At 37.0% G+C, this 25376-nt stretch carries 21 protein-coding genes; 4 read left to right on the plus strand and 17 right to left on the minus strand.

The annotated features are described in order from the left end of the window. Position 1: 1 nt before the first annotated feature. The 3 genes from J8L71_RS04040 (at position 2) to J8L71_RS04050 (ending at position 3016) form a co-directional block, all read left to right on the plus strand. Positions 2-832, plus strand: coding sequence for a carbohydrate ABC transporter permease (locus J8L71_RS04040; protein ID WP_138682298.1), 831 nt, complete (start codon positions 2-4; stop codon positions 830-832). Positions 833-842: 10 nt separating this feature from the next. Next, a complete protein-coding gene (locus J8L71_RS04045) occupies positions 843-1856 on the plus strand; it encodes an ATP-binding cassette domain-containing protein (protein ID WP_210999385.1) in 1014 nt (337 codons plus the stop codon). Positions 1857-2056: 200 nt separating this feature from the next. Next, a complete protein-coding gene (locus J8L71_RS04050) occupies positions 2057-3016 on the plus strand; it encodes a sugar-binding transcriptional regulator (protein WP_210999386.1) in 960 nt (319 codons plus the stop codon). A gap of 684 nt (positions 3017-3700) precedes the next feature. Here the strand turns inward: J8L71_RS04050 and J8L71_RS04055 are convergent. The 14 genes from J8L71_RS04055 to J8L71_RS04120 form a co-directional block, all read right to left on the minus strand. Then, the gene (locus J8L71_RS04055; RefSeq protein WP_210999654.1) at positions 3701-4477 is read right to left on the minus strand and encodes a DNA/RNA non-specific endonuclease; all 777 of its coding nucleotides are present in this window, start codon (positions 4475-4477) and stop codon (positions 3701-3703) included. Between the two features lie 483 nt (positions 4478-4960). Continuing rightward, positions 4961-5785 carry an alpha/beta hydrolase gene (locus tag J8L71_RS04060; RefSeq protein ID WP_210999387.1) on the minus strand — a complete coding sequence of 275 codons (825 nt, stop codon included), beginning with the start codon at positions 5783-5785 and terminating at the stop codon, positions 4961-4963. Between the two features lie 339 nt (positions 5786-6124). Further along, a complete protein-coding gene (locus tag J8L71_RS04065; protein ID WP_210999388.1) occupies positions 6125-8962 on the minus strand; it encodes a response regulator in 2838 nt (945 codons plus the stop codon). Then, entirely contained in the window at positions 8959-10125 is a 1167-nt protein-coding gene (locus J8L71_RS04070) for a hypothetical protein (protein WP_210999389.1), read from the minus strand. The genes J8L71_RS04065 and J8L71_RS04070 overlap by 4 nt, the downstream gene beginning before the upstream one ends. Positions 10126-10134: 9 nt before the next feature. Further along, the gene (locus J8L71_RS04075) at positions 10135-10950 is read right to left on the minus strand and encodes a type II secretion system F family protein (RefSeq protein ID WP_210999390.1); all 816 of its coding nucleotides are present in this window, start codon (positions 10948-10950) and stop codon (positions 10135-10137) included. After that, positions 10947-11822 (minus strand): type II secretion system F family protein, encoded by an 876-nt coding sequence (locus J8L71_RS04080; protein ID WP_210999391.1) that lies wholly within the window; start codon positions 11820-11822, stop codon positions 10947-10949. The genes J8L71_RS04075 and J8L71_RS04080 overlap by 4 nt, the downstream gene beginning before the upstream one ends. Beyond that, on the minus strand, positions 11819-13114 hold the full coding sequence (locus tag J8L71_RS04085; RefSeq protein ID WP_210999392.1) for an ATPase, T2SS/T4P/T4SS family: 1296 nt from the start codon (positions 13112-13114) through the stop codon (positions 11819-11821). The genes J8L71_RS04080 and J8L71_RS04085 overlap by 4 nt, the downstream gene beginning before the upstream one ends. 6 nt (positions 13115-13120) lie before the next feature. After that, the gene (locus J8L71_RS04090; protein WP_210999393.1) at positions 13121-13888 is read right to left on the minus strand and encodes a hypothetical protein; all 768 of its coding nucleotides are present in this window, start codon (positions 13886-13888) and stop codon (positions 13121-13123) included. Positions 13889-13955: 67 nt separating this feature from the next. Beyond that, positions 13956-14345 (minus strand): hypothetical protein, encoded by a 390-nt coding sequence (locus J8L71_RS04095; protein ID WP_210999394.1) that lies wholly within the window; start codon positions 14343-14345, stop codon positions 13956-13958. A gap of 542 nt (positions 14346-14887) precedes the next feature. Continuing rightward, entirely contained in the window at positions 14888-15565 is a 678-nt protein-coding gene (locus J8L71_RS04100; RefSeq protein WP_210999395.1) for a hypothetical protein, read from the minus strand. Further along, positions 15562-17481, minus strand: coding sequence for a pilus assembly protein N-terminal domain-containing protein (locus J8L71_RS04105; protein WP_210999396.1), 1920 nt, complete (start codon positions 17479-17481; stop codon positions 15562-15564). Before J8L71_RS04105 ends, J8L71_RS04100 begins: the two co-directional genes overlap by 4 nt. A gap of 183 nt (positions 17482-17664) precedes the next feature. Further along, positions 17665-18237, minus strand: coding sequence for a tRNA-(ms[2]io[6]A)-hydroxylase (locus J8L71_RS04110; RefSeq protein WP_210999397.1), 573 nt, complete (start codon positions 18235-18237; stop codon positions 17665-17667). 76 nt (positions 18238-18313) lie between these two features. Then, positions 18314-18943 (minus strand): sulfotransferase, encoded by a 630-nt coding sequence (locus tag J8L71_RS04115; protein WP_210999398.1) that lies wholly within the window; start codon positions 18941-18943, stop codon positions 18314-18316. Beyond that, positions 18944-19318, minus strand: a complete 375-nt coding sequence (locus J8L71_RS04120; RefSeq protein ID WP_210999399.1) for an MAPEG family protein — start codon at positions 19316-19318, stop codon at positions 18944-18946. A gap of 160 nt (positions 19319-19478) precedes the next feature. Here J8L71_RS04120 and J8L71_RS04125 point away from each other — a divergent pair, with 160 nt between their 5' ends. After that, positions 19479-20831, plus strand: coding sequence for a DUF2254 domain-containing protein (locus J8L71_RS04125; RefSeq protein WP_210999400.1), 1353 nt, complete (start codon positions 19479-19481; stop codon positions 20829-20831). 27 nt (positions 20832-20858) lie between these two features. Here the strand turns inward: J8L71_RS04125 and J8L71_RS04130 are convergent, their stop codons facing one another. The 3 genes from J8L71_RS04130 to ggt form a co-directional block, all read right to left on the minus strand. Then, positions 20859-21587, minus strand: a complete 729-nt coding sequence (locus J8L71_RS04130; RefSeq protein ID WP_210999401.1) for an SIMPL domain-containing protein — start codon at positions 21585-21587, stop codon at positions 20859-20861. 110 nt (positions 21588-21697) lie between these two features. After that, the gene (locus J8L71_RS04135; RefSeq protein WP_210999402.1) at positions 21698-23392 is read right to left on the minus strand and encodes an NAD-dependent malic enzyme; all 1695 of its coding nucleotides are present in this window, start codon (positions 23390-23392) and stop codon (positions 21698-21700) included. A 141-nt stretch (positions 23393-23533) separates the two neighbouring features. Then, on the minus strand, positions 23534-25309 hold the full coding sequence (gene ggt / locus J8L71_RS04140) for a gamma-glutamyltransferase (RefSeq protein ID WP_210999403.1): 1776 nt from the start codon (positions 25307-25309) through the stop codon (positions 23534-23536). Positions 25310-25376 lie beyond the last annotated feature (67 nt).

Below are 25376 nucleotides of genomic sequence, written 5' to 3' on the forward strand. Positions count from 1 at the left end.
CATGGCTATTGCATCAACCAAACAATCAAAAATAATTTATACCCTTGCTGCGTGGACGATCAGTGGGATGATTTTCTTCCCAATTTTATGGACACTAATCACAAGCTTTAAAACAGAAGCGGAAGCTATTTCAGCAACTCCTGCGTTATTTGCATTCGATTGGACGCTTGAAAACTATCAAGATGTATTAGCACGTTCGCCTTATTTTGATCACTTTTGGAACTCAGTTGTTATTTCACTTGGTTCAAGTTTATTAGGACTAATGATTGCCGTACCTGCAGCATGGTCAATGGCATTTGTGCAAACTAAAAAAACTAAAAACCTATTAATGTGGATGCTTTCTACAAAAATGTTACCACCAGTTGGTGTGTTAATTCCGATTTACTTATTGTTCAGAGACTTTGCACTACTTGATACCAAGCTTGGCTTAGTCATAGTAATGACATTAATTAACTTACCAATAATGGTGTGGATGTTATACACCTATTTTAGAGAGATCCCAGGGGAGATTTTAGAAGCATCACGTATGGATGGCGCAACAATTGGCGAAGAAATATTTCATGTTTTACTCCCAATTGCCTTACCAGGTATTGCCTCAACATTACTATTAAACGTAATTTTGGCTTGGAATGAAGCATTTTGGACACTTATATTAACTGCTGCAAATGCCGCACCGTTAACGGCATTTATTGCCAGTTACTCAAGCCCTGAAGGGTTATTTTACGCCAAATTATCGGCAGCTTCTGCCATGGCCATTGTGCCAATATTAATTCTGGGTTGGTTTAGTCAAAAACAATTAGTGCGCGGCTTAAGCTTTGGCGCAGTAAAGTAGGAGAACACACATGGGCAGCATCACACTAAAAAAAGTAACTAAAAACTTTGATGAAGTAAACGTAATAAAACCGCTCGATTTAGAGATTAAAGACGGTGAATTCATTGTATTTGTTGGGCCATCAGGCTGCGGTAAATCAACACTTTTACGTATGATTGCAGGGCTTGAAGACACAACAAGTGGCAATATTGAAATAGACGGACAAGACGCAACACACACACCACCTGCTAAACGTGGTTTGGCAATGGTATTTCAGTCTTACGCTTTATACCCGCATATGAGTGTGCGAAATAATATTGCTTTTCCACTAAAACGTGCAAAAGTAAGCCCAGCTGAAATAGAGTCTAAAATTGCAAACGCCGCTAAAATATTAAATTTAACAGACTACTTAGACCGTAAACCAGGTCAATTATCTGGTGGTCAGCGTCAACGTGTAGCAATAGGGCGTGCAATTGTAAGACAGCCATCGGCATTTTTATTCGATGAGCCACTGTCAAATTTAGATGCATCGCTTCGTGTAAATATGCGTTTAGAAATATCTGAGTTACATAAAAGCTTAGCTACAACAATGATTTATGTTACTCACGACCAAGTTGAAGCCATGACAATGGCTGACAGAATCGCAGTATTTAATGGTGGAATTATAGAGCAAGTAGGAACACCACTTGAGCTATACCAACACCCGGTAAATAAATTTGTAGCGGGCTTTATTGGCTCTCCAAAAATGAACTTTATTGATGTAACTAACGATAGCAATGCGCAAACACAAAGTTTAGGTGTACGCCCAGAGCACTTTGAAATTTCCACTGACTCTGGTACTTGGCAAGGTACTGTAGGTGTTATAGAGCACTTAGGTTCTGAAAGCTTTTTACATGTAACCATTGAAGATGGCAGTACAGTAACGGTAAAAGCTGATGGCGATTGCCCTTTAAAATACGGTGATACTATTTACTTAAGTGCGCCTGAGCATAAAGTACATCGCTTTGATAAAAACGGCTTAACTATTAAAAATGCTGCACCTTAAAGCGTAAAAATACACCAATACTTTATACTCTCACGTTTACGTATAAAGTATTGGTTATTAAGTTAATGTGACACTTCGGCATTTTATAAATCAATGATATATTTACGAATATTATAAAATGATTAATTGCGGTGTATTTTAGTAATTTATCTAAAATTATCGAACCCAAGGACACAATCCTTTGATATTAAGAGGTTTAAGTGGCAAAGCTATCAAATACAGAAATACGTAAGCTTGATGATGCAGCAAGAGCAGGGTGGTTATATTACGTTGCGGGTAAAACCCAAGACGAAATAGCTAAAAAGCTAAATGTATCTCGCCAATCTGCACAGCGAATGGTCGCTTTATCGGTAAGCCAAGGGCTAATTAAAGTCAGGCTTGAACACCCAATTGCTAAATGTATGGATTTAGCTGAAAAAATAAAAAATCGTTTTGGGTTAGAGTCATGTGAAGTGGTACCAAGTGACGGATCAGATCCAAATTCTACTGTTGGTTTGGCACAGGCTGGCGCGGCAGAAATTCAGCGCCATTTAAAATCAGAAACACCAAAAATATTAGCTATGGGAACTGGGCGTGTGTTACGTGCCTGTGTTGATGAATTACCAACACTTGATTGTAGCCAACATAAAGTAGTGGCCATGCTTGGTAATATGGCACTTGATGGTTCGGCGTCACCATACGATGTTGTGGTAAGAATGGCTGAGCATATCAATGCAAAGCATTATCCAATGCCATTGCCTGTATTACCAAGAAGTGTTGAAGAAAAACAACAACTTCATGCACAGCATAATATTACCAGCAACTTAAAACTGGCTACTAAAGCTGATGTTACATTTGTAGGTGTAGGTAGCTTAGGTGAAAAATCGCCACTGCATATTGATGGATTTATTGATGAGCAAGAACTTAAAGAGCTACAAAATTTGGGTGCCGTTGGCGAAATGATTAGCTGGGTTTACGATAAAAGTGGCCAACTAATTGATTGCACGGTAAACCAACGTGTTGCCAGTACGCCTTTAAAAATTGAAGAAAATAAACAAGTATACGCAATTGCTGCTGGCGAAGATAAAGTTTTAGCAATACTTGGCGCTGTTAGGTCTAATATGATCAGCGGATTAATTACTAACGAATACACAGCAGAAAGGTTGTTAAGTATTGAATAGTAATCAGCTAAATTTTAAAACTCGTATAGCAGCGTATTTAAATAATTAGGAATATATAAATTTAATTAAGTTTTTCAGCTATTTAGAAATTACGAATTCAAGACAGTTGTTATAGCTGTTGTAAGTAGTTACATGAAGCACTAATTTTAAATTAATAAAACACATGTATAAAGCTAGCTTATGTCCGATACCGTCTAGTATTGGACATTGAAGGAGTGTTATTAACACTCCTTTTTAAATACTCATTAACTGCCTATAATTTATATTATGTTAAATAAGGTGGTTTATTATAATAGTAAGATAAAGTGCTTCATTATTTTATGTATATAACCCCTATTTTCATCTGTTTTTATCTAGATCTGGCTTATATTTGTAATCACTCTTTAATTATCATTATTGCCAGTTTTAAATTATGGGTAATATTATTTCATCTAAGTTGGCTACACCTACAAATGTAATATCCATTAATAACTAAATTATAAATTTTATCAACTCTCTAGTTAACTAATACTTAAGTTAACAAATGGCTAAGGATAAAATTAAACATTATCACTTAATGGTTTTTGCGTTCTTAGTTTTCCTATTTAAAAAGCTCTATTTTAATTAAGGTCTGTAACTATGAGTTTTAAAAGCCTCAAATAAATACACTTCAATTTGAGGCTTATGTTTTTATAATTTAAGTTTCTAGTTACAGCCCAACTCAGTTCTTAAACCAAACACTGATGATTCAATTGTTTGCGCGTTGTTGTAGGATAAATTTGGCATGACGTTAATACCAGCACGTAATTCAACTTCATCAATACTTACTTGCGTATTACAAAAATTATCACTGCGGCTTGCTGATTGTTCCATAATAAACGCCGATGCTTTAATTGTGCTACCAGACTGCTCCATCACAATTTTAAAATAACCACTTGGTATTGTATGTGCTTCATTAGCTTGCGGTAATACTGCAAAGTAATATTCGTACAACGGCCCGGTTACTACGTATAAATCATTGCCATTACTAACATGATTTCGCACTGCGGTTTCAAGCGTAACCCATGGGCCCTGATTTAATGCAGATGATTGCGGCGTAATATTAGAAAGCAAGTTTGTTAGTTTCCAATCAGCCGTATTACTAAAAGATGCTAATGGGACTTGATGGCCTCTATCTGTATCTATTGTTGCGTACGCATCGGTATAATCACTAGGTTCTAACGTGTAGTGGGAATATAAATCTGGATCAGCTTTCCAACTTCTATTTCTAGAGGGTCCACTCATAGTTTTGGTAGTTACATGGTATGCAACCCAATCAGCAAACTTTGTATATCTATTATTTTTTAATGTATAAATACTTCGCTCAATTGTGTTGCCATTATTTAAGCCCGTTGGGCAACCTTGTAAACAATTAGCTGCGTTTGCACCATGAGTGAAACATAAACCTGTAAGTACTATTGATGCCTTTATTATTGTCTTGATTGTTATATCCTCAATTTAAAGAGGATGAAAATTAACAGCTCATTATTACAATAATATTTAATTAACTACATGTTTTTAAACATAAAAGTAAAATAATAATATTAGCCTAGGTTATTGGTGTTAATTAAGCACAAGTTAAAAACATACAAGCGCCCTACCTATCAATTGAGTTTTAATCACCTTGAGCAGCGCTAATAACCAAAGGTCTAATGGCGAGCTGTCTCTGAATACAAAGGTTAAATTACACAGATTTTCATTATGTTAAATTGACCGCTAATCGATTTCACTAAGGTGTATAACTACAATAGCTCACCAAAAACACACATTTTCTGGCTTAATATTGAGCAAATTTTGATGTCAGATACATTTTAGGTAGGATTTTTACTTTAAATATCGTGTTTTTAACTCAGTTAAGTATAGAACGCCCATAAATCTAACAAGGCATAACTGCCTCGTTAGATTGCTAATATACAACTTTAAGATTTAAAACGTTTTACCTTTTAAAAAGTCGCCTATTAATAGAGCTATTTTTTCAGGCTGTTCATCTAAACACCAATGCCCTGTTTTTTCTAACCATACAAGTGAAGAGTTAGGAATGGTTTGCTCTAACATGGGGGCGTATTTAGGTTTTTGAAAGTTATCTTCTTCCCCCCATAAAATGAGGGTCTCATGCGGTAAGCTTTTAAGTTCACCTGCAATTGCTTGCGTGTACTCTTTATTTAAACGGCGCATATTAGCAAACAATGCAGCTTTACCTTGCTCGTTACTCCATTGTGCTAAATAAACTTTTTTTAGTTCATCAGTCATTATACTTTTATCGTATACGCCTTTAGGCATAAAATCTTGTAGTGTATTTACAAATTCATCAACCGTTGTTTTTTCCTCAATACCAGGCTCAAGTAATGGTTCAAATTCTGGAATTGGCCAAGAGTCAAAACATATACTGTCGATTAAAATTAGTCCGTTCACTTTTCCAGGGTGATTTAATGCAATCAACTGTGCAATCCCACCACCAATATCGTGTGCTGCTATATGAGCTTTAGTGATGCCAAGGGAGTCCATAAACTTGGTAATTATTCTGCACTGCGCATTAATAGAAACATCTGTATCTTCAGGCATATCTGATTCACCATAATTTAGTAAATCAGGCGCAATCACTTTGTGTGATTTAGCAAGCTCAGGAATAATATTTCGCCATAAATATTTATTGGTAGGTATACCATGCAACAATAGTAATGGTGTGCCTTCCCCTACTTCTTGATATGCAATGTGATGACCTTCAACGCTAACGAACTGTGTCTTACTCATACTAATTTTTCCTTATCAATACTGATTATAAAATTTGATTATGTATCTATAAGCAAGAGCAATTTTCATCCCACATTACGTTTTATTTTTATCTGCCAATACTATTTTTATTAATGTACGTGTATACATTGCTCTGTAGGAGGATGTTGTAATGGCAAAAAGTGTCAATTTAAATAAAACGAGCATGTAATACATAGCTTTATTTAAACTTAACTTTATAAAGTGTGAAATAAAGAGTTAGCAGTATGAAATAATTACCGTTTAGTTTTTTAAAGTTAACGATTTTTGAGAATAATAATGAGATTAAGTTATCTTAATCCCATTATTATTTGCTCAACATTAAGAAATTATCTTTTTAATTTTATTAATTAAAATGTCCTGTTTAACCGGCTTTTCAAGCATGTCATCAAAACCTAACTCTACATATTTAGCGCTGCTATTATTTTGTGCATCAGAAGTATGGGCTATAATTTTGGTAACTTTATCACTGCTATGTTTTTTGATTTTTAACATAGCATCAGTACCCGAAAGTTCTGGCATCACAATGTCCATCAAAATAATGTCATAATCATTTTGTGAAACCATTAACATTGCTTCAATCGCACTACTTGCATAATCAACTGTTAAGTTTTCGTTTTTAAGCATGGCCTTAATTACCGTCTCAACAAGCGGTTCATCATCAACAAGTAGCAACGATTTAGACTTGAGTTTGTTAGGTACAATAGGTGTAATATTATTTTTAGGGATTTCGTCAGTAACCTCATCAATATGCGTTACGTTTACCAATAACGATAAAGAAATAGTGGTTGTTTTACCTCTTTCGTTAATGTTGATAGCTTTTCCTCCTAGCATTTTAAATATTGATATAAAAAACTTAATCTCAAGTGTTGCATCTATTTCGTCATTAAAATTAATCGCTGTTTGATTTGATATTAACTTTAATTGAGATAAAAAATCATTGTTAGTAGTTAAGTTATTTATAGAAAAAATTAGATTTAAGTAGTCTCTTTTATCTTCATTTTCAATATTACTTTGAATAGTAAGCTGTGATTTATAGCTGCTTTCTAATAACTCCGTCGACAGCTGAATAACCAATTGAGATATTAGTTTTTCATCACTTACTACTGCTACTTTATTGTCTTTGTTATCTGTAATAACATTTTTTGTTTCTGAGTTTTTATTTAAAATCGATGCGCTATTACTTAGCATCTTGTTTAAGTTAATCTTATTAGCTTTTAATTTCAACTTTCCTGTTTGAGATTTATTAACATTAACAAGCTGTTGAATAACGCATTCGAGTTGTTCGCTCGCAGTATTTATATTGCCAATATGACCTTTAAAATCTGAGGCACTCATTGGTTTTTGTGCTATCTCTATAATAGATTTCAATGAGCTTAGTGGTGCTTTTAACTGCTGACTTAATCGTGTAACAAATTTTTCTTTTAATTGGTTAGATTGTTTTGACTTTTCAAGTACTTCTGCAAGCAATAGTTCTTTTTGATGCGCTTGTGTCTCATCCCTAAAGTAACACACAAAGCCACCAAAATCGGTATGCCTTTGCACTACCGTGATCCAGCGACCATCGGTAAAACCAATATCAATAAGTTGGTTGTGTTCATTTGCTAACTTGCTGTGCTCTTTATAGTGATTAATCAAATTATTTTGCTGAGCAATACTAATGATTTGGCTGTAACTTAATTGAGTATTAGGTTTAATTATTTGTGCAAAAAGCTTATTAAATGCTTCGTTAGTAATGACCGGTAACTCATTATTATTAAAGATTGCAAAACCATGTGGCAGTGCGTCAAGTGAGCTTGAAAACAATGACTCTCTATTTAAAATTAGCTTATTCTTTTGTTTAATTTCATCATGTAAGCGCTTTGGTAAACGTAAAAAGTAATATACAAAAGCAAACACTGCAAAGCCAATTAGCGCTAATCTAAATAAATCGAAGCTAGTTACTTTAGGCGTTAAAATTGGTTGATTAGGTTGTACATGTATTCTCCAGGTTGCAGGGAACCGGCTACTAGCTGCACTGATACTATTTGGTATAACGGATGCATTAATTTCACCTCTGCTACCTAACGTAAATTGCGGTGTAGTTATAAATAAATTGTAATTTTGAGTGTTTAATTTGCCTATAATAGCTTTTAAAAACTTACTAAGATCAAATGCTGTAAGTGTATATACAGAACCACTAGAAAGCTTAATTTCTGAAATTAGAAACGCAGTATCTGCAACAGTAAACACCTCCACGGATTGTTTATTAGCTCTATTGGAAAATCTATTTAACCAATTTTTAAAGCCATAGGCGGCTAAATCAAAATTGTTTTTTGACCACAATGCTAACTGATTATACTCACCATCAAACACAACAAAACCTTTGTAGTTTAGATTTTCAGAGACTTGAGTTTTTACTAAATCACTTAATTGCTTTTGTGTATAACGTGTTTGGCTTTGTAAAAAGCCAGCAACTATTTTATCTTTTTGAGTAATGTATATTGCTTGATTATCAAAGCGCTCTAAAGCATCAAAAAGGGTTTTTCTTAGCTGTTGGGTTTTAGCTGCATATTCACTTTGTTGCTCTTTTTTATCCAGTGTATAAAGCAATAAAACCGAAAAAGAACAAATCACAAGTGCTATTAAAAAAGCTACTGGGGCTAAACTAAATAAGTGCACGAACCGGTTTAGCGATGGCGCTTTTTTAGCTTCTATGGGCTGGCTTTGTGATACGTTCTTATTAATTTGGGTTTGCAAAAGTTGTGCAAACGACACAAATTGATCTTTTTGCGAACCAATTAGTGTTTTTGGAGCTAAGTCAGCAATTATTAAAATGCCTTGCACATTGTTATTAGCGCCATAAATTGGATACTGTGCATAAAACCTTACCAAGCTACTGTTTTTATTAGTAAGGTTGTCGAATAACGTATCATCAATAATGTACATTTTTTCCTGATCACACTGAAGCTGGTATGCGTTAAGCTCAAGATCAATATTGTAATGATCGTCGCTATTTATAATTTGTTGCGTATAAACAGAGCTAAAATCGACATATTTAACAATGGCCGTGTCGTAAAACTGCCTCATCAAAGCCAAAGTTTCGTTTATGTCTTGTTTAATTTCATCATTTTCTAAATTAGAAATATCATTCACGTGAAAATTATTTGGTATATTCATGGACGCTCTCCTTCACCTTTTGCAGGTGTAGAAATCCAACGAGTACTATTAGCACTTGTATGTGATGGAAGTTTTACTTTGAACGGCGCTACTAAGTTACTTAATGCAGGCTCACCTGTTACGCTATTTAATACCGGTTCAGCTGAAATAAGATTTAGCGGGGTTTCGCAATAGGTTACGCCAGGTTCAATACCTATTAGCGCAAGTGTTTGAATGATGATGTCGTTGTTTAATAAGTCTATCCCAAGTAATTCAAAAGTAGTTTCTAAAATAGTAAACACTAAGGTTTCAACAATATTCTCATCTTCTTCTAAGCGTGTACCTTCTGGGCAACAAATAGTGCCCAACTCTACATTTACGTTTGCAGCAACACCTACTAATGCTAGTGCATCTAAAGCTGTGTTTAACAAAGGCTCTACTTGCGGTAAGTAAATATCGAGTATGTCACCCTGTGATTCATAACCGGTTTGACAGCTATCACACGATTGAGACACTTGCTGACTATCTATCCCTAATAACGGATTCCCTAATGCCGTTACACCTACTAAGCAACTACTATCAGCTTGTTGTTTATCAATAGAAAAACTCTCACATGGGTTGCCTGTAACTACTTTTTGCGATACATAGCGCGATACAATTTCATCTCCTGTTGCAGGGCAAGCTAATGCAGTGCTTTTCAAAAGTAGACCTATAACACTTGAATCTAATTGCCCTATTGCGTAATTGGGCCCTTGTTGAAGTGCATTTATATAACTTACGTTGCCACTATTGACTGTTTTACTTAATCCTAAACTGTCAGATAATTCATCGCTTAACCCTTTTAAACACGGATTGCCTTGGCAATTTGGGGCGTCGTAATATACGGCTTCACGAGATGTGAAACGGTCATCACGTATGCCAATTAATGCTCGGTAGGTACTATTTGCTTGGCGGTCTGTATAAAAAATTAAAGGGGCTTGGTGTTCATCAAATCCAATGGCAATGCCCAACGGTTTATTGTTAGCATCAACCACCGTTATTTGGTTATCTACTTTAGTATGGTAGCGTTTTATTAACGCATCTCGTACTAAAATTACTCCACCAATAGACCCTATGATTAAAATGGTGATAATTAAAATTAGCTCTATGGTAAGTATATAACCGCGTTGATATTGTTTATTCATACCGCGCTCCTATAACACTTCAACTAACATTTTTAGTACGTTCATAACCTGCAAGGCCGCAGGAAAAAACACCAATACTAGAAACATAGGGAAACAAATTAATATAATCGGAAATGTTGTGTGTAACGCTTTTTTGTTTACTTTTTTGGCAAGTAATATATTTTTTTTAAGAGCAAAGCTTTCAAGTTGAGATTCAACTGCTTGAATAAGCGGTGTGCCTAACTTTGACCCAATCAACATTAGATTAGCTAGTTTTTTTATACCCGTCACACCTGTTCTTTCATATAACGAGGTAAACGCTATTTCACGATCTTTACCTGCACTTAGCTCAAATAAAAAAAGCTTTAGTTCTTTATAAAGAGGATGTTTTTTACTCAGGCCATGATCAACAGCTAATGCAAACGCACGCTCAAGTGAAAATCCAGCGCGCATGTATACTAATAAAACACTTAGAAAAAACTCTAAACTACTGTTTATTTGTTGTTTACGTTGACCTTTTCTAAATAAAAACCAAAAATCAGGGGCAAAAAAACATCCTACACATATTAGTACTGTCGCTATTTGTTTTAACTCATATCCAGTGATCTCAATTGCTGTAAAAGCGCAAAATGCTGCGGCCATTTTAAAACAATACATACTCAATAATATTTTGTTTATTTGAAAACCAGCTTGTCTAAATTGCTTTTTAGAAATAACAATCAGTGGGTACCAGTTAATATCTCTTTTAACGGGTTGTTGAACTTCAGCTTTCAAAGATTGCTTTTGAATATGGATAAAAGAACCCATACTCATTAGTAGCCCTACTAATAAAAATATATCTATCATAGCGTTACCCTCAAGCTTAAACGTAACCATAAAAAGCCGAACAACTGACATAATACGGCTACAGTTATAAATGCCATTCCGTTAGGGTTATTTAAAAGTGGGTCAAACCACGTTGGGTCGGTGTAGTTAAAAAGTGGTACTAACGCGTATGGTAAAATACCGCTAAACACAGCAGCATACTTGGTGCCCGACAGTTTTGCTTTAAGCTGTTGGCGGTCTAGCGTTCTCAAAGCCATCATTTTACATACGCTTTTTAACATATCAGTTAAGTCGCATTGGCTTTGTGTGTGCGTAATAATACTGTGAGCAAAAAGCCTAACTGTTTCGCAGTTGTAGCGCTGTATTAATGGGTAAAACGAGCTTTGTGCATCGCTTCCCATAGTCATACGTTGAACAAGTAAGTGGCTTTGTGCTTTTATATAGCTATCGGCATGTTCATCAGCAAATTGCATGGCTTGTTGAAGTGACATGCCTGTGCTTAAGCAAGATTGAACAGTTTCTATGTATTCTAAAAATAAATGCTCAAATTTCGCTAGTTTGTAATGGGCTAAATCAATTACAGTTATAAAGCAGCTAATAAATACCACAATAGATAATATTAATGCGCTGGTAGATGCCTCAGGGTAATACTGCTTTGCTATAAACCAGGTACTGCTTGCTGCAGAGCAAGCAACACTTATAAACAGTGCATTGCTTATATTGAGACCTAGCACTCTTAGTGAAAGTGTTAAAATGTCTTTTTCTTCAAGTACATCAATTTCATTAGATACACTTGTAGTGGCTCTTTTAACGTTTAGAGTTATAAAAATACTTAACGCTAAAGTCAGCGATATGATACTGGCTATGGCAAGCAGGTAGTCAAGTTTACTCATAATGACTCCCCTTCATTGTGAACTAACAACGCTTTTAATTGTTTTTCGTTAGCGCCTTGGTTTTTCATAAATTCAATAACACTTGAATTTTCAATATTGCTTTTATTTGCTTGCTCTGTACTGGTTGCACTAAATAAAGAGCTAAATTGGGCGTGGCCATTAACGCTTTTTATTTCCCCAATACTTTTTAAAGAACGTACTCCGTTGGTAGTTCTTGATACATGTACAATCAACTGAATACTCGAAGCGATTAATGCACTCGTATGATTATCACTAAGCTGTGCGTTGTGTAACTGCACCAATGTAGATAAACGAGTTACAGCATCGCTTGCACTGTTTGCGTGTATTGTTGTCATTGAGCCCTGGTGGCCACAGTTCATTGCTTGTAGCATGTCTATTACTTCACCAGATCGCACTTCACCTACTAATATTCTGTCAGCGCGCATTCTTAGTGCTGCTTTAACTAAATCTCGTAAGCTAACAGCGCCCTTACCATCGCTGTTTGTATCATGCGCTTCAAGTTGAACAACATGGTTGTGATGCAAGTTAAGCTCAGCACTTTCTTCTATTGTTACAACACGTTCGTTAGGATTGATTGAGTTTGCAAGTACGTTAAGTAGCGTGGTTTTACCCGCGCCTGCATTACCACACACTAAAATGTTTACACCTAACTTAACGGCGGTTTTTAAAAAAGTAAGGGTGTTTTTAGATAAAACATTATTAGATATTAAAAAATCATCGTTAATTTTTTTATGATTAAACTTTCTTATAGAAACGATTGCAGCACTTGTGCAAGCAGGAGGTACAACAATATGCACCCTGCTACCATCTTTAAGTTTGCCATCGACTATTGGCATTAACGCATTTACCTGACGACCGCAGCTATCAAGTAAGCGGTCAACAAAGCGGCGAAGGTGGCGCTCATCATCAAACTTACTCGCGGTACATAGCAATTTGCCTTGCTTATCTACCCAAATATTTTGTGTGTCGTTAATTAAAATGTCGCTCACTTGATCATCGAGCATAAACTGGGCAATAGGCCCTAAACCTTGAATTTCATCATAAACGGCTTGCACTACTTGTGATTGTTGGTGGGAATTAAAAGAAGATTGCTCAAATTCATCTATATCAGCACAAAGCGCTGCTATTTTTTCAAGTACGCCTTGCGATAAAAGTGCAGTAGGATCTTGTTCGTATTCTTCTATTACTGCATCGTGTAAAAGCTTTTTAAGCTCTTCAAATGTGCTTAAACTCGTTACAACTTCTTGAGACTTACTTGATAAGTTAAACATATATACTCACTTAGCCACATACACAGCTTCGTTTTTCACACCTTTAACAACTTCAATAGTGCGACTGGTTTGTAATCTTGAAAAGTTTTGTAATCTGCCTTGCTCGATGTCGTAAGCACTATGAACAATAATAGATACTTTATCGTCTAAATCGATACCTGCGAGTGAGTAAACATCTTTTGGTAATACAGCTAAAACCAACGATACACCAGCAGAATCAGAAGGTTGCTTACTTGATAAGTTATCCATCATGCCTGGTTTTTGTCCATTACTTTTAGGCCCTTTTGACACACCAATAAGCTGCACGTCTCGTGCTACTGTTCTAACTAGGCGATTTGTCTTAGCTACAATATCTAAGCGGTCTCCTTTGTGTACTCTTGATAATGGAATATCTAAAGTATTTAACTTTAGTGTGTAAAGTACTCGGCCTGCTGGAATTGCTTCGGATAAGTTTTGACTTTTAGCTTGAACAAAATCTGTTTCAAAAAGAGGCTGTTCAACCATTTTGTTTGTAGCTAGTTGTTTGCCTATAAGTGCACGAGGGTTTTGAATGCTTAGCGCCATATTTGTATAGTTGCTTGGATCAATTTCTTTTTGAGCTACATCATTAACACTAATTGTTTGCCCTGCAGCCATGTTTTTATTAACCACCCATGCGCTGACTAAATCTTGCTCGTTTACCTGTCTTATACCTAATGCTGAAGCCAACATGCCAGAGGTGATAAGTAAGGTCAGTGCTGCTGTAGTAGCACCTTTGTTATTTTTACTTTTCATAATAATCCTCCTGACAAAACTTCACTGCCACACATTTGTGGCAGTGTGCTTAAACCTTTTATACAAACTAATTACCTTGCGATCCGCCTGCTGCTGTACGAGTAGCTGCATCACCGCTTGGTGTCGCATTAATAAGCGCTGCGCTTTCGCTAAAGTCTGAAGCAACAAAAGTAAATGAACTGCCATCACCAGCGTATACATCAACCGCATCTACATAACCTGAGCCAGAAACTTCAGCTGTGCCTTCTGCGTTGATCATTCCATCAAAAACATAACTTTGATCTAATGAGCCAATTGCTTCAGCTACATCTTCAAGTTCGCTTGTTACTGAATCACGTAACGTCGATAAGCCAATTACAAGTGCAGCAACCATAGAAGTTGAAAGAATGATTAGTTCTGAAGTAAGTACAAAACCTTTTTGCTTTTTGCTGATTGAGTTAATTTTCATAGATTTCATAATGTTCACCTTAAATATGTAAGAGCTTATGCTCACTTTATATATAGCGAAGACCGTGCCAAATATAAAATCACATAATTTCAATAGGTTAAAACCAAATTGTTACTAGTAAGTTAAATCTCTTCGATATGATTCGCATTTTGCAAATCAATATTAAATTAAGTAATTTATTAGCGATTAAAAATTGTATTAAAAACGAACAGCTAAATTGAAATTTAAAACCGAATTGCGAACAAAGGATCATATTTTTAAGGCGTGTATATTATTTAAGTATAACCATGCATTAAGATTTAGCTCTTACTTAAAAGCTTTTATAAAAGTATTGTGCTGCATAACGTTAAGGCTTGTTTAGAGGCTTAGTTGATGATTATGCAAAAATCGTCTTGCGAAGATAACCAGGTAAAGTGTATAGATATTTAATGTTGAGCATCAGTGGGAAGAGCCAAGCTCAAAATAGTGATTAAATGATAAATGAGCAGGTTTCAACCCTAATAAAAAAGGCCTTTCGGCCTTTAAGTAAATAATACTAAGCTAAAAATATATTAGCTTGTGCAGTTACCTAGCACCGATAGCTTGGCATAACGTGCTACAGCGTACTTATGGGTAGCATCGTGATTAATTGCTTGATCGTAGTAATTGCACGCTAACGAGTTATTTTTTGTCGCTTCTTCAATTAAGCCTTTGTGGTAAAAGTAACTACTTTTAGTCACCCCAAATTTGTAAGCTAATTCAAGATAGTTTGCTGAAATAACGTAGCCTCCTTGTGCATAATGTATTGACGCCATTTGTAGATAAGGCGAAGCCTCAGTGCCAAAAACGTCAATGGCATATTGAGCAACTTTTTTTGCCTTAGTAAAGTTGCCTTGATCTATTGCTAATGAAATACCAAGCGTTAATGTATTTAAAGGCGGATTAGGTAAATTCAGCAGCTGATTAACAATCTGTTGGGCTTGCGTGTTCCTACCCGTTTTATAATAGCTATAGGCACTAACTGATAAGATAGCCGTATTATTAGGGTGCTCAAGTAGTAACTGGTTTAACTCATGAACTAACGCAAGGCAATTAACAGCTTCAGCGCCTTCACATTTAAGCGGTGCTGATTTTAATTGGTATTTTGTTACAATATCGTTTAAAGCATCATATGGGTTTACACTTGGTGCGTAATCAATGTGCGCACAGCCTGATAAGCTCAACATAAAGAATAAAATGAACGTTCTCATAATCCTTGCTCCTGTAAATAGCTTATTAGTTGGGTATCAACATCAGCTTGTTGCCAAGCACGTAAACTGTTTACGGGCTCTCGTACTAAATTTGGTGTGACAACAATAATTAATTCTCTGTTGTTTTCGCTTTTACTCGTGGTTTCAGTAATTTTACCTAGCATGCTATTGCCGTTAGCATCCGGAACAAAATCATGGCTAGAGTTATTGTCGGTGCTGATCAGCCCACCAATAATCAAAGGTTGGCCATCTTGTAAGCGTGTAGAAGTCTGCATACTGCGCGTGTTAAACGCACTACTATTAAGGCTGCTGCCTGTGCTGTCGGCAATTTCAGCCGTAAGTGTAGTATCAGGTAATGAAATCACTGGGTTTAGATCAAGCGTAATACGGTCTTTATCATCGACTAAGGCACGAACACTAAGCTCTACTCCAAACGATTTAAACTCAGTACCACTAAACACCGACCCACTATTACCTTGTTGACCGCTAGTAACACCTGAAGGGCTGTAACTTGTGGGCACTGGCACTTCGCCGCCAACTTTAAACACTGCACTTTCACCGGCTAGCACAGTTAATGTTGGACGTGAAAGTGTGCGTGATATGCCCTCTTGCTCCAACAATGAAAACAGCATATCAATAGCAAATTGCGACGTTGAAAGTTGTAGGTTGTTAGTTAATTGCCCACCAATTAATTGTAATGCGTTTTCTATACTGGCAGATCCTGATTCGCGATTAGCCATCCCCTCAAGCCCAAATAAACCTTCCTGTTTTTCGTAGCCGTTAGAAAGTACGCTAATATCAGGACGCCATTGTTTTAAACGACGTTGATTAACTTCATAAAGCTGCACAGAAACGCGTACTTGTGGTAAGTCTTCAACTTCAATACTTGAGAGTACTTTACCGCCAGCTACAGATAATAAAGTAGCTCGCGCTACGTTTGAGCTAACGTTACTTAAATTTAAACCTGAGTCTTCACTTAATAACCCACCAGATTCGTTAGCTAATACTTCAATAGCGCTGGTTTCATTTTGAGTCGCACTGCTCATCAACCCATTGGGGTCAAGTGGTGAGCCTTGGGTTTGCTGTGCTTGCTCTGGTTCAAACAATTTATTAACCGTATTTAATAAGCGTACTAGCTCTATTTGATTTTTTACTGTTCCTGAGAGCATAAATACATCATTTTCATCGTTTGAAAGCTCATCAACAGATATACGTTTAATTAGAACCTTATCGGCGCCCATAGATTTTAAAACTTGCGCTATGCGTTCTTCTTTCGGTTTAGGAGCCTGCGTTACTTTAATAAGATTTATGATTGCTACTTTGCTAGAGCTTTGCGCTGCACCACCATTTAAATTACCCATTCCCTGAAGGCGTTGAGCAAGTGAGTTAAACATGCCTTGATTAGGGTTTGAGGTAATAACAGGCTGCGAGGACTGAGCGCTACTTGCGTACAAATAATTTTTAGCGGCTTCATGCGCTGCATGGCGATAATTTAGCGTAGGCACTTCACCTCTTAAAACAACTGCGTGTCTGTCTGGTGCGATAGTTAATTGTACATTTGGGTGTATATCATTTAGTGCATTTTCAAGAACGCTGTAGTCTTCGGTTACACCAAGTAAAAATGTTTCAGAGCTGTTATCGTCATACCACACCATCATAGATGTACGGCCAAGCTTTTTGGCTAATATTAATAACTCTCTGCCATCAACAACATTTACATCAAGCGTCGTTTCATGACCGAGCGCAACACGAGAAATATCTCGGTTAAACACAAAGCGAGTATGTGTCCACTTAACGAGATGGGATACTTTTTTTACACGTTCACCATTTGCATTTTCTATGTAATTTAAATTACTTTGTTGTGCTTGTGCCCAACCTGGCAAAAACAGCAATATAACGATAATAGCTCTAAACATACACACGTCCTCATTTATGCTTTGTTTAAACATTGCAATTATAGAGCCAGTGGTTATTTTACTTATGTATCAGTTATTTGCGGGGTTTTAAAGAGGGTTTTAGAAGACTTTTATTAATTTGGTTTGCAAAATGCAAATAATGTTAGGAGTAATTGCACAGTGCAAAACACTGTGCAATAAAAATTAGTGTAGCGCTGCAGTAAATGGAATGCTTGCGCAAATTTCGGCTTCTGCAATGAGTAGTTCTTCAAGTCGTACATCTACTTCTTCTTTTTCAAAGTATTCATACGCAAGCTCTACAAATAAGTTTTTATGTTTTTCTTCTGATTTAGCAATCGCAGCATAAAAGTCTTTTTCTTTACCCTCTGGAAGTGCTTGAGCTACCAGCGAAAAACGCTCATGCCCGCGCGCTTCAATAACACCGCCTACTAACAGCCGATCCATTAAAAAACCATCACGACCGTGTCTAAATAAAGCACGAATTTGTTTAATGTACGGATCTTTTTTATCGTCGCCTAAGTTAGTATCACGCTCAATAAGTAGCTTAAGCACTTGTTTAAAGTGAATTAGCTCTTCTAGCGCAAGGTCGGTCATCGCTTTTACAAGTTTACGTTTGTCTGGGTAATGCGAAAGCATAGACATAGCCATACCCGATGCCTTTTTTTCAGCAGCGGCATGGTCTTGTAAAAAAGTATTAAAGTCGGCTAAAACAACTTCGGTCCATTCAAATGGGGTTTGGTATTTTAATTCAAACATTTTCTGTACTACTTAAAAAAATAATGCGGGGATTTTAGCGTATTTTGTATTAAAAATCTTGGTGCAGTTGGCAAAATTAAATCTGATAAGGCAAATGTTTATCAATGCGCCCTTTCGCCGTCGACTCTACTTTTAAGGTGTGCTTTATATCATTCCAAGCTGTTACTTTTCCGCCCATATTCATTTTTTCAAAATCTGTTTTATCACTTGTTGATCCTAAAAAATCACACAACAGTTTGTAACTTGCAGGTTTGGCTATATCAATGGATAAAAAATCTTGCTGACGATTTTTAAAGTAGCGCTTGGCTGATTCACAATGGCTGTTATAACAATTTTCTAAATAATCATCATCGTTAATATTTTCAAGCGAAAACTCACTAAAGGTATTTAAATAACAGCGCTTAATATGAATGTTAAAACCACCATCGCCGCGCGTTAAATTAGTATGCATACGCGTTAAAAGCTGTTTAATAGAAGGCAACCAAGCACTTAGTTCGCGCTCTAGGTAAATAAATTTAGAACCCGGATAATGTTTATCGAGCGCTTGGTAGTCATTGAAAATAGGCGTATCGGCAATTGCTATGGCATTTTTAAAACAAGCCTGCGTGTAAGCAGTATGCGCTGTTGCAATGCCAAGCTCTAAAATTGCATGGCACACACTTGTTGTGCCAGTACGCGGAAGGCCCATTATAAAAACTTTATTCATTTAACTATTACGAGTAACAAGTAATAAAAATGCGCTAATAACCATCACTAAAAATGTGGCTATAGCGCCTATTTGGCGATACTTTAAATTTGCTTCTACAATGCCTAAATTATGAAACACGCGCCCTATCAATAACGCAGCACCTAATATATTACAGTAGTGACTAGCTAGGCCTTGGTATTCTGCTAAAAAAAGCAAAATAATAGTAAAGGGTACGTATTCCATAAAGTTTGCATGGGCACGCACGGCACGTTGTAATTTAATATTACCGTTATCACCAAGTGATATTTGCTCTTTTCTACGCACTTTAATGACATTAAAGCTTAAATAAACGTAGTAAAACGCAAGTAAAGCAGCATAAGTTGAAATGATCACAGTGTATTCCTGTTATTTATTATTTGAATTTTGCTCAAGCTGTTAGGCTCGCAATTTTAAGCGCTGATAATACCATATAATTTGATAAGCATTATCAGAAGTTTACTTAGCAAATATGCTAATGTAGTGAAATAAATTTTTAAGTCCGCATAAGGATTATATGTTTGTACCACGCAAAGTAGCTGACCGTTATCGTGAAATGATAAACAGTATTGGCTTTTACCCTTCGTTTTTATCTGTTGGCTTTTTATTGTTTGCAGTTATAACTATGTCTCTTGAGTACGTAGCACCTATTGAGCAATTAAAGTCTTTTATATCGGTGGTATTAGTTGATAGCGCTGAAAACGCACGTACTATTTTAAGCACACTCGCTGGCAGCATTATATCGCTTACCGTATTTAGTTTTTCAATGGTGATGGTGGTTTTAAACTCAGCTAGTGCGAGCCTATCCCCCCGTGTTGTACCTGGGCTTATTACCCGTAAGTCTCACCAAATGGTGCTTGGTTTTTATTTAGGTAGCATAATTTACTCAATTATTATGCTTATCAATATTAATAAGCTTGAAGGAGGCGATACAGCCATACCCTCTTTAGGGGTTTTATTTGCGCTGGTTTTTGGTTTGATATCGCTGGGGTTGTTTGTATTTTTTATCCACTCTATTTCTAAAGCAATACAGGTTGATAACGTATTAAATGGCTTATTTAGACAAACCAAAACAGAGATAAAAAGCATACAAGCAAGACAAACAGAGTGCCCTTTTAATGACTTCCCAGACTTTACTCAATGGCATTCAATTAAAAGTACCACTGAGGGTTATTACAAAGGCGTTCATACAGACAAACTGTGTGCGCTTTTAGAGCAAGAGAACATACGTATCTATATTTCTGTTAATCAAGGTTACTTTACAGTTAAAGGGTATCCGTTTTTAAAATGCGATAAAGACATCTCAGCAAATGAAGAGCTAATTGCTAAAATTTTAGACTGCTTTATTTTTTATATAGAAGAGTATATTAGCGATCATTATCGTTATGGTTTAACGCAAATTTCTGAAATAGCGGTGAAAGCAATGAGCCCGGGTATAAACGATCCGGGTACTGCGGTTAAATCTATTGATATGCTAAGTATTTTGCTTATTAAGCGCTTAGAGCTTAGTGACACAAATTACTCGTTTAAGCACAGCGATAACGATCCGCTATTATTTATACACGAAACAAGTTTTGATGAGCTATTACACGATAATTTTACGCCACTGCGTAATTACGCTAAAAGCGATGCCTATGTAATGACTAACGTGCTTGAAGCATTTAAAAATATTTTGTTTGTGGCTCATAACGATGAAGATGCGCGTAATAGTTTGTTTAACTATTTAAACGCCATAGTAGATGACATTAATGAGCAAGTGACGAATGAGTACGACAGGCGTGAAATTAAAAATATGCTTAATTCAATAGCCCGAATAAGTGAGCAACAAGGCAAGGAGTTAGTGGCGCGTTTTGAGCGCCACCAAAATTAATTAAAGTTCAGATGACAGTGCGTACAGTTATTCTATAAAGTAAACAGCATAGCTTGAAGCCGTCACTTTTATTTCTCCGGCATGGTAGGCATCGGGTACAAAGTTATCTGGTGCGCTATCTGCTTTCATCATTGTTTGCTCGGCGCGCATATAAGGCTGAGATGGCACATTCATTGGGCTAAGCGAAGCTGTATAAAGCCCTTTAAGCTGCACGCCGTAGTCTTCACTAAATTCTTTTGCCGCATCGCGGGCATCTTTAATAGCAAGCTTTTGCGCTTTTTTATGAAGCTCATTGTAATTACTGGCTAAAAATTGTGTTTGGTTAATTTGGTTTATCCCGTTGTTTACTAAGCTTTGTAATAACTCCGGGTATTTATTTATATCGGTTAGTTTTAAAGTGAGTGTGCGCGACACTCTAAAGCCTTTAAAATCTTGTGACCCCGATGTGCGGTTATATTGGCTTTCACGATTTATTGAAATATGGCCTGCATTAATATCCCCTTCTTTTACCCCTACCTGTTTAACTAATTTAATTGCTTTAGCCATTGCGGTATCTGTTTTGTTTTTAGCTGCAATGAGATCTTTATCAAGTTCAGTAATACCAACACTTAGCTGAACATAATCAGGCATTGTCGTTAAGGTTGCTTCACCTTTAACATAAATATGAGGGGCATCTGGTGTTGAGGCTGCGAGTGTATTAAAGCTAAACGCTGTTAGTGCTAATGCACTGCCTAAAAAGAGTGTAAGTGTTTTCATAGCGTTATCCAGTATATTTTGTTAACTCTATTAAAGAGCCTACGTGGTTAATAATAAATGAACAAGCACAAAAAAACAGGCAATAGCCTGTTTTTTGTTATCAGCTGTAATTAAACACTACAGCGTTTGTAGTTACGGTATTTAGGTAACCAGTAATTTCTATCAATAGCAGCCCATAGCGCATCATCAGATAACTCAAGTGCTACGCCCTCTTCTATCGCTTTTTTAGCAACAGCAAAAGCAATACGTTTACTTAGCGTTTCAATTTCTGTAAGCGCTGGTAGTAAGCTACCTTTACCTGTATTTGCACGAGGAGATGACTCCGCTAACATTTCACTAGACACACTTAGCATTGCATCTGTAATACGTGTCGCTTTTACCGCTATTACACCTAAACCAATGCCAGGGAAAATATAGCTGTTGTTACACTGTGGAATTGGGAATTTTTCACCGTTATATTCAACAGGATCAAACGGGCTACCCGTTGCGACAAGTGCTTTCCCGTCTGTCCACTCAATCACATCAGCTGGGTGCGCTTCTACCTGCTTAGATGGGTTACTTAATGGGAAAATAATCGGCTGTTCGCAATTAGCGTGCATTGCACGAATAACTTGCTCAGTAAATAAACCAGGCTGGCCAGATACACCAATTAAAATATCAGGTGCCGCACAGTGCATAACATCTAATAGTGATGCGTATTCACCGCTGTAAGTCCATTCGCTCAAGCTTGCAGTAGGCTGCGCTAGGGCTTGTTGAAAATCACGTAAACCTTCCATACCCTCAGATACAAGACCAAATCGGTCAACCATAAATACTTGGCTACGTGCTTGTGCTTCGCTAATGCCTTCAAATACCATTTGGCTAATAATTTGCTCAGCAATACCACAACCTGCAGAACCTGCGCCAACAAAAACAACTTTTTGCTGGCTAAGCGTAGACCCTTTAACACGACATGCAGCAAGTAAAGACCCTACTGTAACAGCCGCAGTACCTTGAATGTCATCGTTAAAACTACATATTTCATTGCGGTAGCGCTTAAGTAACGGCATTGCATTTGGTTGTGCAAAATCTTCAAATTGAAGTAATACACTTGGCCAACGGCGTTTAACTGCTTTAATAAATAAATCTAAAAACTCATCGTACTCGTCTTGCGCAATACGCTTATGGCGTGCGCCCATGTACATTGGGTCGTTAAGAAGTTTTTCGTTATTGGTACCTACATCTAGCATTACCGGTAACGTATAAGCTGGGCTAATGCCGCCACACGCTGTGTAAAGCGATAATTTACCAATAGGAATACCCATGCCACCAATACCCTGATCGCCTAAGCCTAAAATACGCTCACCGTCAGTTACTACAATTACTTTTACTTTACCTTTAGTTGCATTACGCAAAATGTCGTCAATTTGAAAGCGGTCTTCATACGAAATAAACAAGCCTCGCGCACTACGATAAATATCTGAGAATTTTTCACATGCATCGCCAACGGTTGGCGTGTAAATAATAGGCATCATTTCTTCAAGATGATCGCGCACTAATCGGTAGTACAGCGTTTCGTTATTATCTTGAATTGCACGCAGGTAAATATGCTTATTTAAGTTTTCGGTAAAGCTAGAATACTGCTGATAACAACGCTCTACTTGCTCTTCAATAGTTTCAAAGCGTGGAGGAAGTAAACCAGCAAGATTGAAATTTTCGCGTTCTTTTTTACTAAAGGCACTGCCTTTGTTTAATAGCGGCGTTTCAATTAGGCCAGGGCCAGAGTGATGAATGTATAAGTAATTAGGATCAGTATTAGTTGTCATATTTCCAGGCTTTAACGGAGTCTTAAGTTATGATCTGTCATTATCATTGTTAAAGGTTTAATTGCAATGACAATTAAGCTTGTCAGACCATTGAGAGAAACACATGCAGGCCTCACTGCCTGCATGTGCATTATACATAAATTAAAATTTGATAGTGGCGTTTTTCTCTGTTAAATCAGATACCGCAACACCTTCACGGCGTGGGTCGGCACCGCCAAATAACGTATTATTTTTAACTTCAACCGCATGCAAACCAGAATTTAAATCAATTACACGTACATTATGACCGCGTTTTGTAAGCCCAGGTGCAATAGCTTCAAGGTCTGTGCCTTTTTCAAGACTAGTATAATCGTTACGATTAGTCGTGCGCGGCAAGTTTATAGCCTCTTGCGCAGTTAAATTCCAATCAATAACGCCTACTACCACTTGGGCAACGTAATCAATAATACGACTACCACCAGGTGAGCCTACTACCAAACGTAAGCTGCCGTCTTTATTAAATACCATTACCGGCGACATAGAGCTGCGCGGGCGTTTACCTGCTTCTACACGGTTTGCTACTAACTTACCGTTTTTACGAGGAGAAAGTGAAAAGTCGGTAAGTTGGTTATTTAATATAAAACCATTGACCATAACTGTAGAGCCAAATGCCATTTCAATTGAACTGGTCATTGAAACAGCATTACCTTTTGAATCAACGATAGACACATGCGAAGTCGACGGCAGCTCATACGAATCATCCATTGCGTAACTTAAATAACTAACCGGATTACCTGCTACTGCTTTAGTATCTTGCTCGGTTATAAGTTTTGCACGAGATGCGATGTAATCTTTGTTTAAAAGCTCTTTTGTAGGCACTTGAGTAAAATCAGGATCGCCCATGTACATATTACGATCGGCAAAAGCAATACGTGATGCCTGGCTAAAGTAATGAATCGCTTTTTCGCCGTTTGGTTTAAGCGCGCTCATATCTTTGTGCTCTAATAGCCCAAGCATTTGTAGCACAGCTACACCACCGCTACTTGGCGGAGCCATTGAACATACGTTATATGCGCGGTATTCAATACACACGGCATCGCGTTCTTTACTTTCATACTCAGCTAGGTCTTGTACGCTAAGCTTACCAGGTGCAATTTTAGAGTGCTGAACTGCATTTACCATTTGCTTGGCGTTATCGCCTTTGTAAAATGCATCAATGCCTTGTTTAGCAATGTCTTTGTATAAATCAGCAAGTGGCTGATTTTTTTTAATCGTACCTGCTTCAATCAATTTACCATTTGGATAAAAATATTCGTTGATAACTGGCATGCTAAGTACACCCGGGTTTAACTGACGCGCTAATAGGCCATGTAAACGGGGTGATACTTCAAAGCCTTGCTCTGCAAGCTCTATAGCGGGTTTAAAAAGTGCTTGCCAAGGTAATGTGCCATATTGCTTATGCGCATTGGCAAATGCGTGCAAAATACCTGGTACACCAACAGAGCGACCACCAACAACGGCTTCAATCCATTTTACGGCTTTACCGTGCTTATCTAAAAACAGTGTTTCATCTGCATTGGCGGGTGCAGTTTCACGGCCATCAAAGCTGGTCAGTTTATTGTTTGCTTTGTTGTAGTACATCATAAATGTACCGCCACCAATCCCCGACGACTGTGGTTCAACAAGTGTAAGTACAAGTTGAGTAGCAATAGCAGCATCAACTGCGCTACCACCTTTAGCTAAAATTTGTTGACCCGCTTTAGACGCATATGGATTTGCTGCCGCAACCATATACTTTTCACCGGTAACCAATTGCTTTTGTGTAATGGCAGTAGTGGCTTCTGGTTCGCGTGTTTCGACTTGAGTTGGTTTGGCTATTGTTGGCAGCGTTACTGCACACAAGCCAATGGCAAATAATGAGTTAAGTTTAAAATGCATAAAAATACTAAAAACACTTAATTACGTAGTTGTATTTGGCATCTTAAAGTTAAACGGGCACAATATG

The organism is Pseudoalteromonas sp. MMG007 (assembly GCF_018100985.1).
Taxonomy (GTDB): domain Bacteria; phylum Pseudomonadota; class Gammaproteobacteria; order Enterobacterales; family Alteromonadaceae; genus Pseudoalteromonas.

Bases quoted from the DNA above. Each gene is read 5' to 3' on its own strand.
- J8L71_RS04040 (WP_138682298.1), top strand. From the start codon at position 2: ATGGCTATTGCATCAACCAAACAATCAAAAATAATTTATACCCTTGCT.
- J8L71_RS04045 (WP_210999385.1), top strand. From the start codon at position 843: ATGGGCAGCATCACACTAAAAAAAGTAACTAAAAACTTTGATGAAGTA.
- J8L71_RS04060 (WP_210999387.1), bottom strand. From the start codon at position 5,785: ATGAGTAAGACACAGTTCGTTAGCGTTGAAGGTCATCACATTGCATAT.
- J8L71_RS04065 (WP_210999388.1), bottom strand. From the start codon at position 8,962: ATGAATATACCAAATAATTTTCACGTGAATGATATTTCTAATTTAGAA.
- J8L71_RS04070 (WP_210999389.1), bottom strand. From the start codon at position 10,125: ATGAATAAACAATATCAACGCGGTTATATACTTACCATAGAGCTAATT.
- J8L71_RS04075 (WP_210999390.1), bottom strand. From the start codon at position 10,950: ATGATAGATATATTTTTATTAGTAGGGCTACTAATGAGTATGGGTTCT.
- J8L71_RS04080 (WP_210999391.1), bottom strand. From the start codon at position 11,822: ATGAGTAAACTTGACTACCTGCTTGCCATAGCCAGTATCATATCGCTG.
- J8L71_RS04085 (WP_210999392.1), bottom strand. From the start codon at position 13,114: ATGTTTAACTTATCAAGTAAGTCTCAAGAAGTTGTAACGAGTTTAAGC.
- J8L71_RS04090 (WP_210999393.1), bottom strand. From the start codon at position 13,888: ATGAAAAGTAAAAATAACAAAGGTGCTACTACAGCAGCACTGACCTTA.
- J8L71_RS04095 (WP_210999394.1), bottom strand. From the start codon at position 14,345: ATGAAATCTATGAAAATTAACTCAATCAGCAAAAAGCAAAAAGGTTTT.
- J8L71_RS04100 (WP_210999395.1), bottom strand. From the start codon at position 15,565: ATGAGAACGTTCATTTTATTCTTTATGTTGAGCTTATCAGGCTGTGCG.
- J8L71_RS04105 (WP_210999396.1), bottom strand. From the start codon at position 17,481: ATGTTTAGAGCTATTATCGTTATATTGCTGTTTTTGCCAGGTTGGGCA.
- J8L71_RS04110 (WP_210999397.1), bottom strand. From the start codon at position 18,237: ATGTTTGAATTAAAATACCAAACCCCATTTGAATGGACCGAAGTTGTT.
- J8L71_RS04115 (WP_210999398.1), bottom strand. From the start codon at position 18,943: ATGAATAAAGTTTTTATAATGGGCCTTCCGCGTACTGGCACAACAAGT.
- J8L71_RS04125 (WP_210999400.1), top strand. From the start codon at position 19,479: ATGTTTGTACCACGCAAAGTAGCTGACCGTTATCGTGAAATGATAAAC.
- J8L71_RS04130 (WP_210999401.1), bottom strand. From the start codon at position 21,587: ATGAAAACACTTACACTCTTTTTAGGCAGTGCATTAGCACTAACAGCG.
- J8L71_RS04135 (WP_210999402.1), bottom strand. From the start codon at position 23,392: ATGACAACTAATACTGATCCTAATTACTTATACATTCATCACTCTGGC.
- ggt (WP_210999403.1), bottom strand. From the start codon at position 25,309: ATGCATTTTAAACTTAACTCATTATTTGCCATTGGCTTGTGTGCAGTA.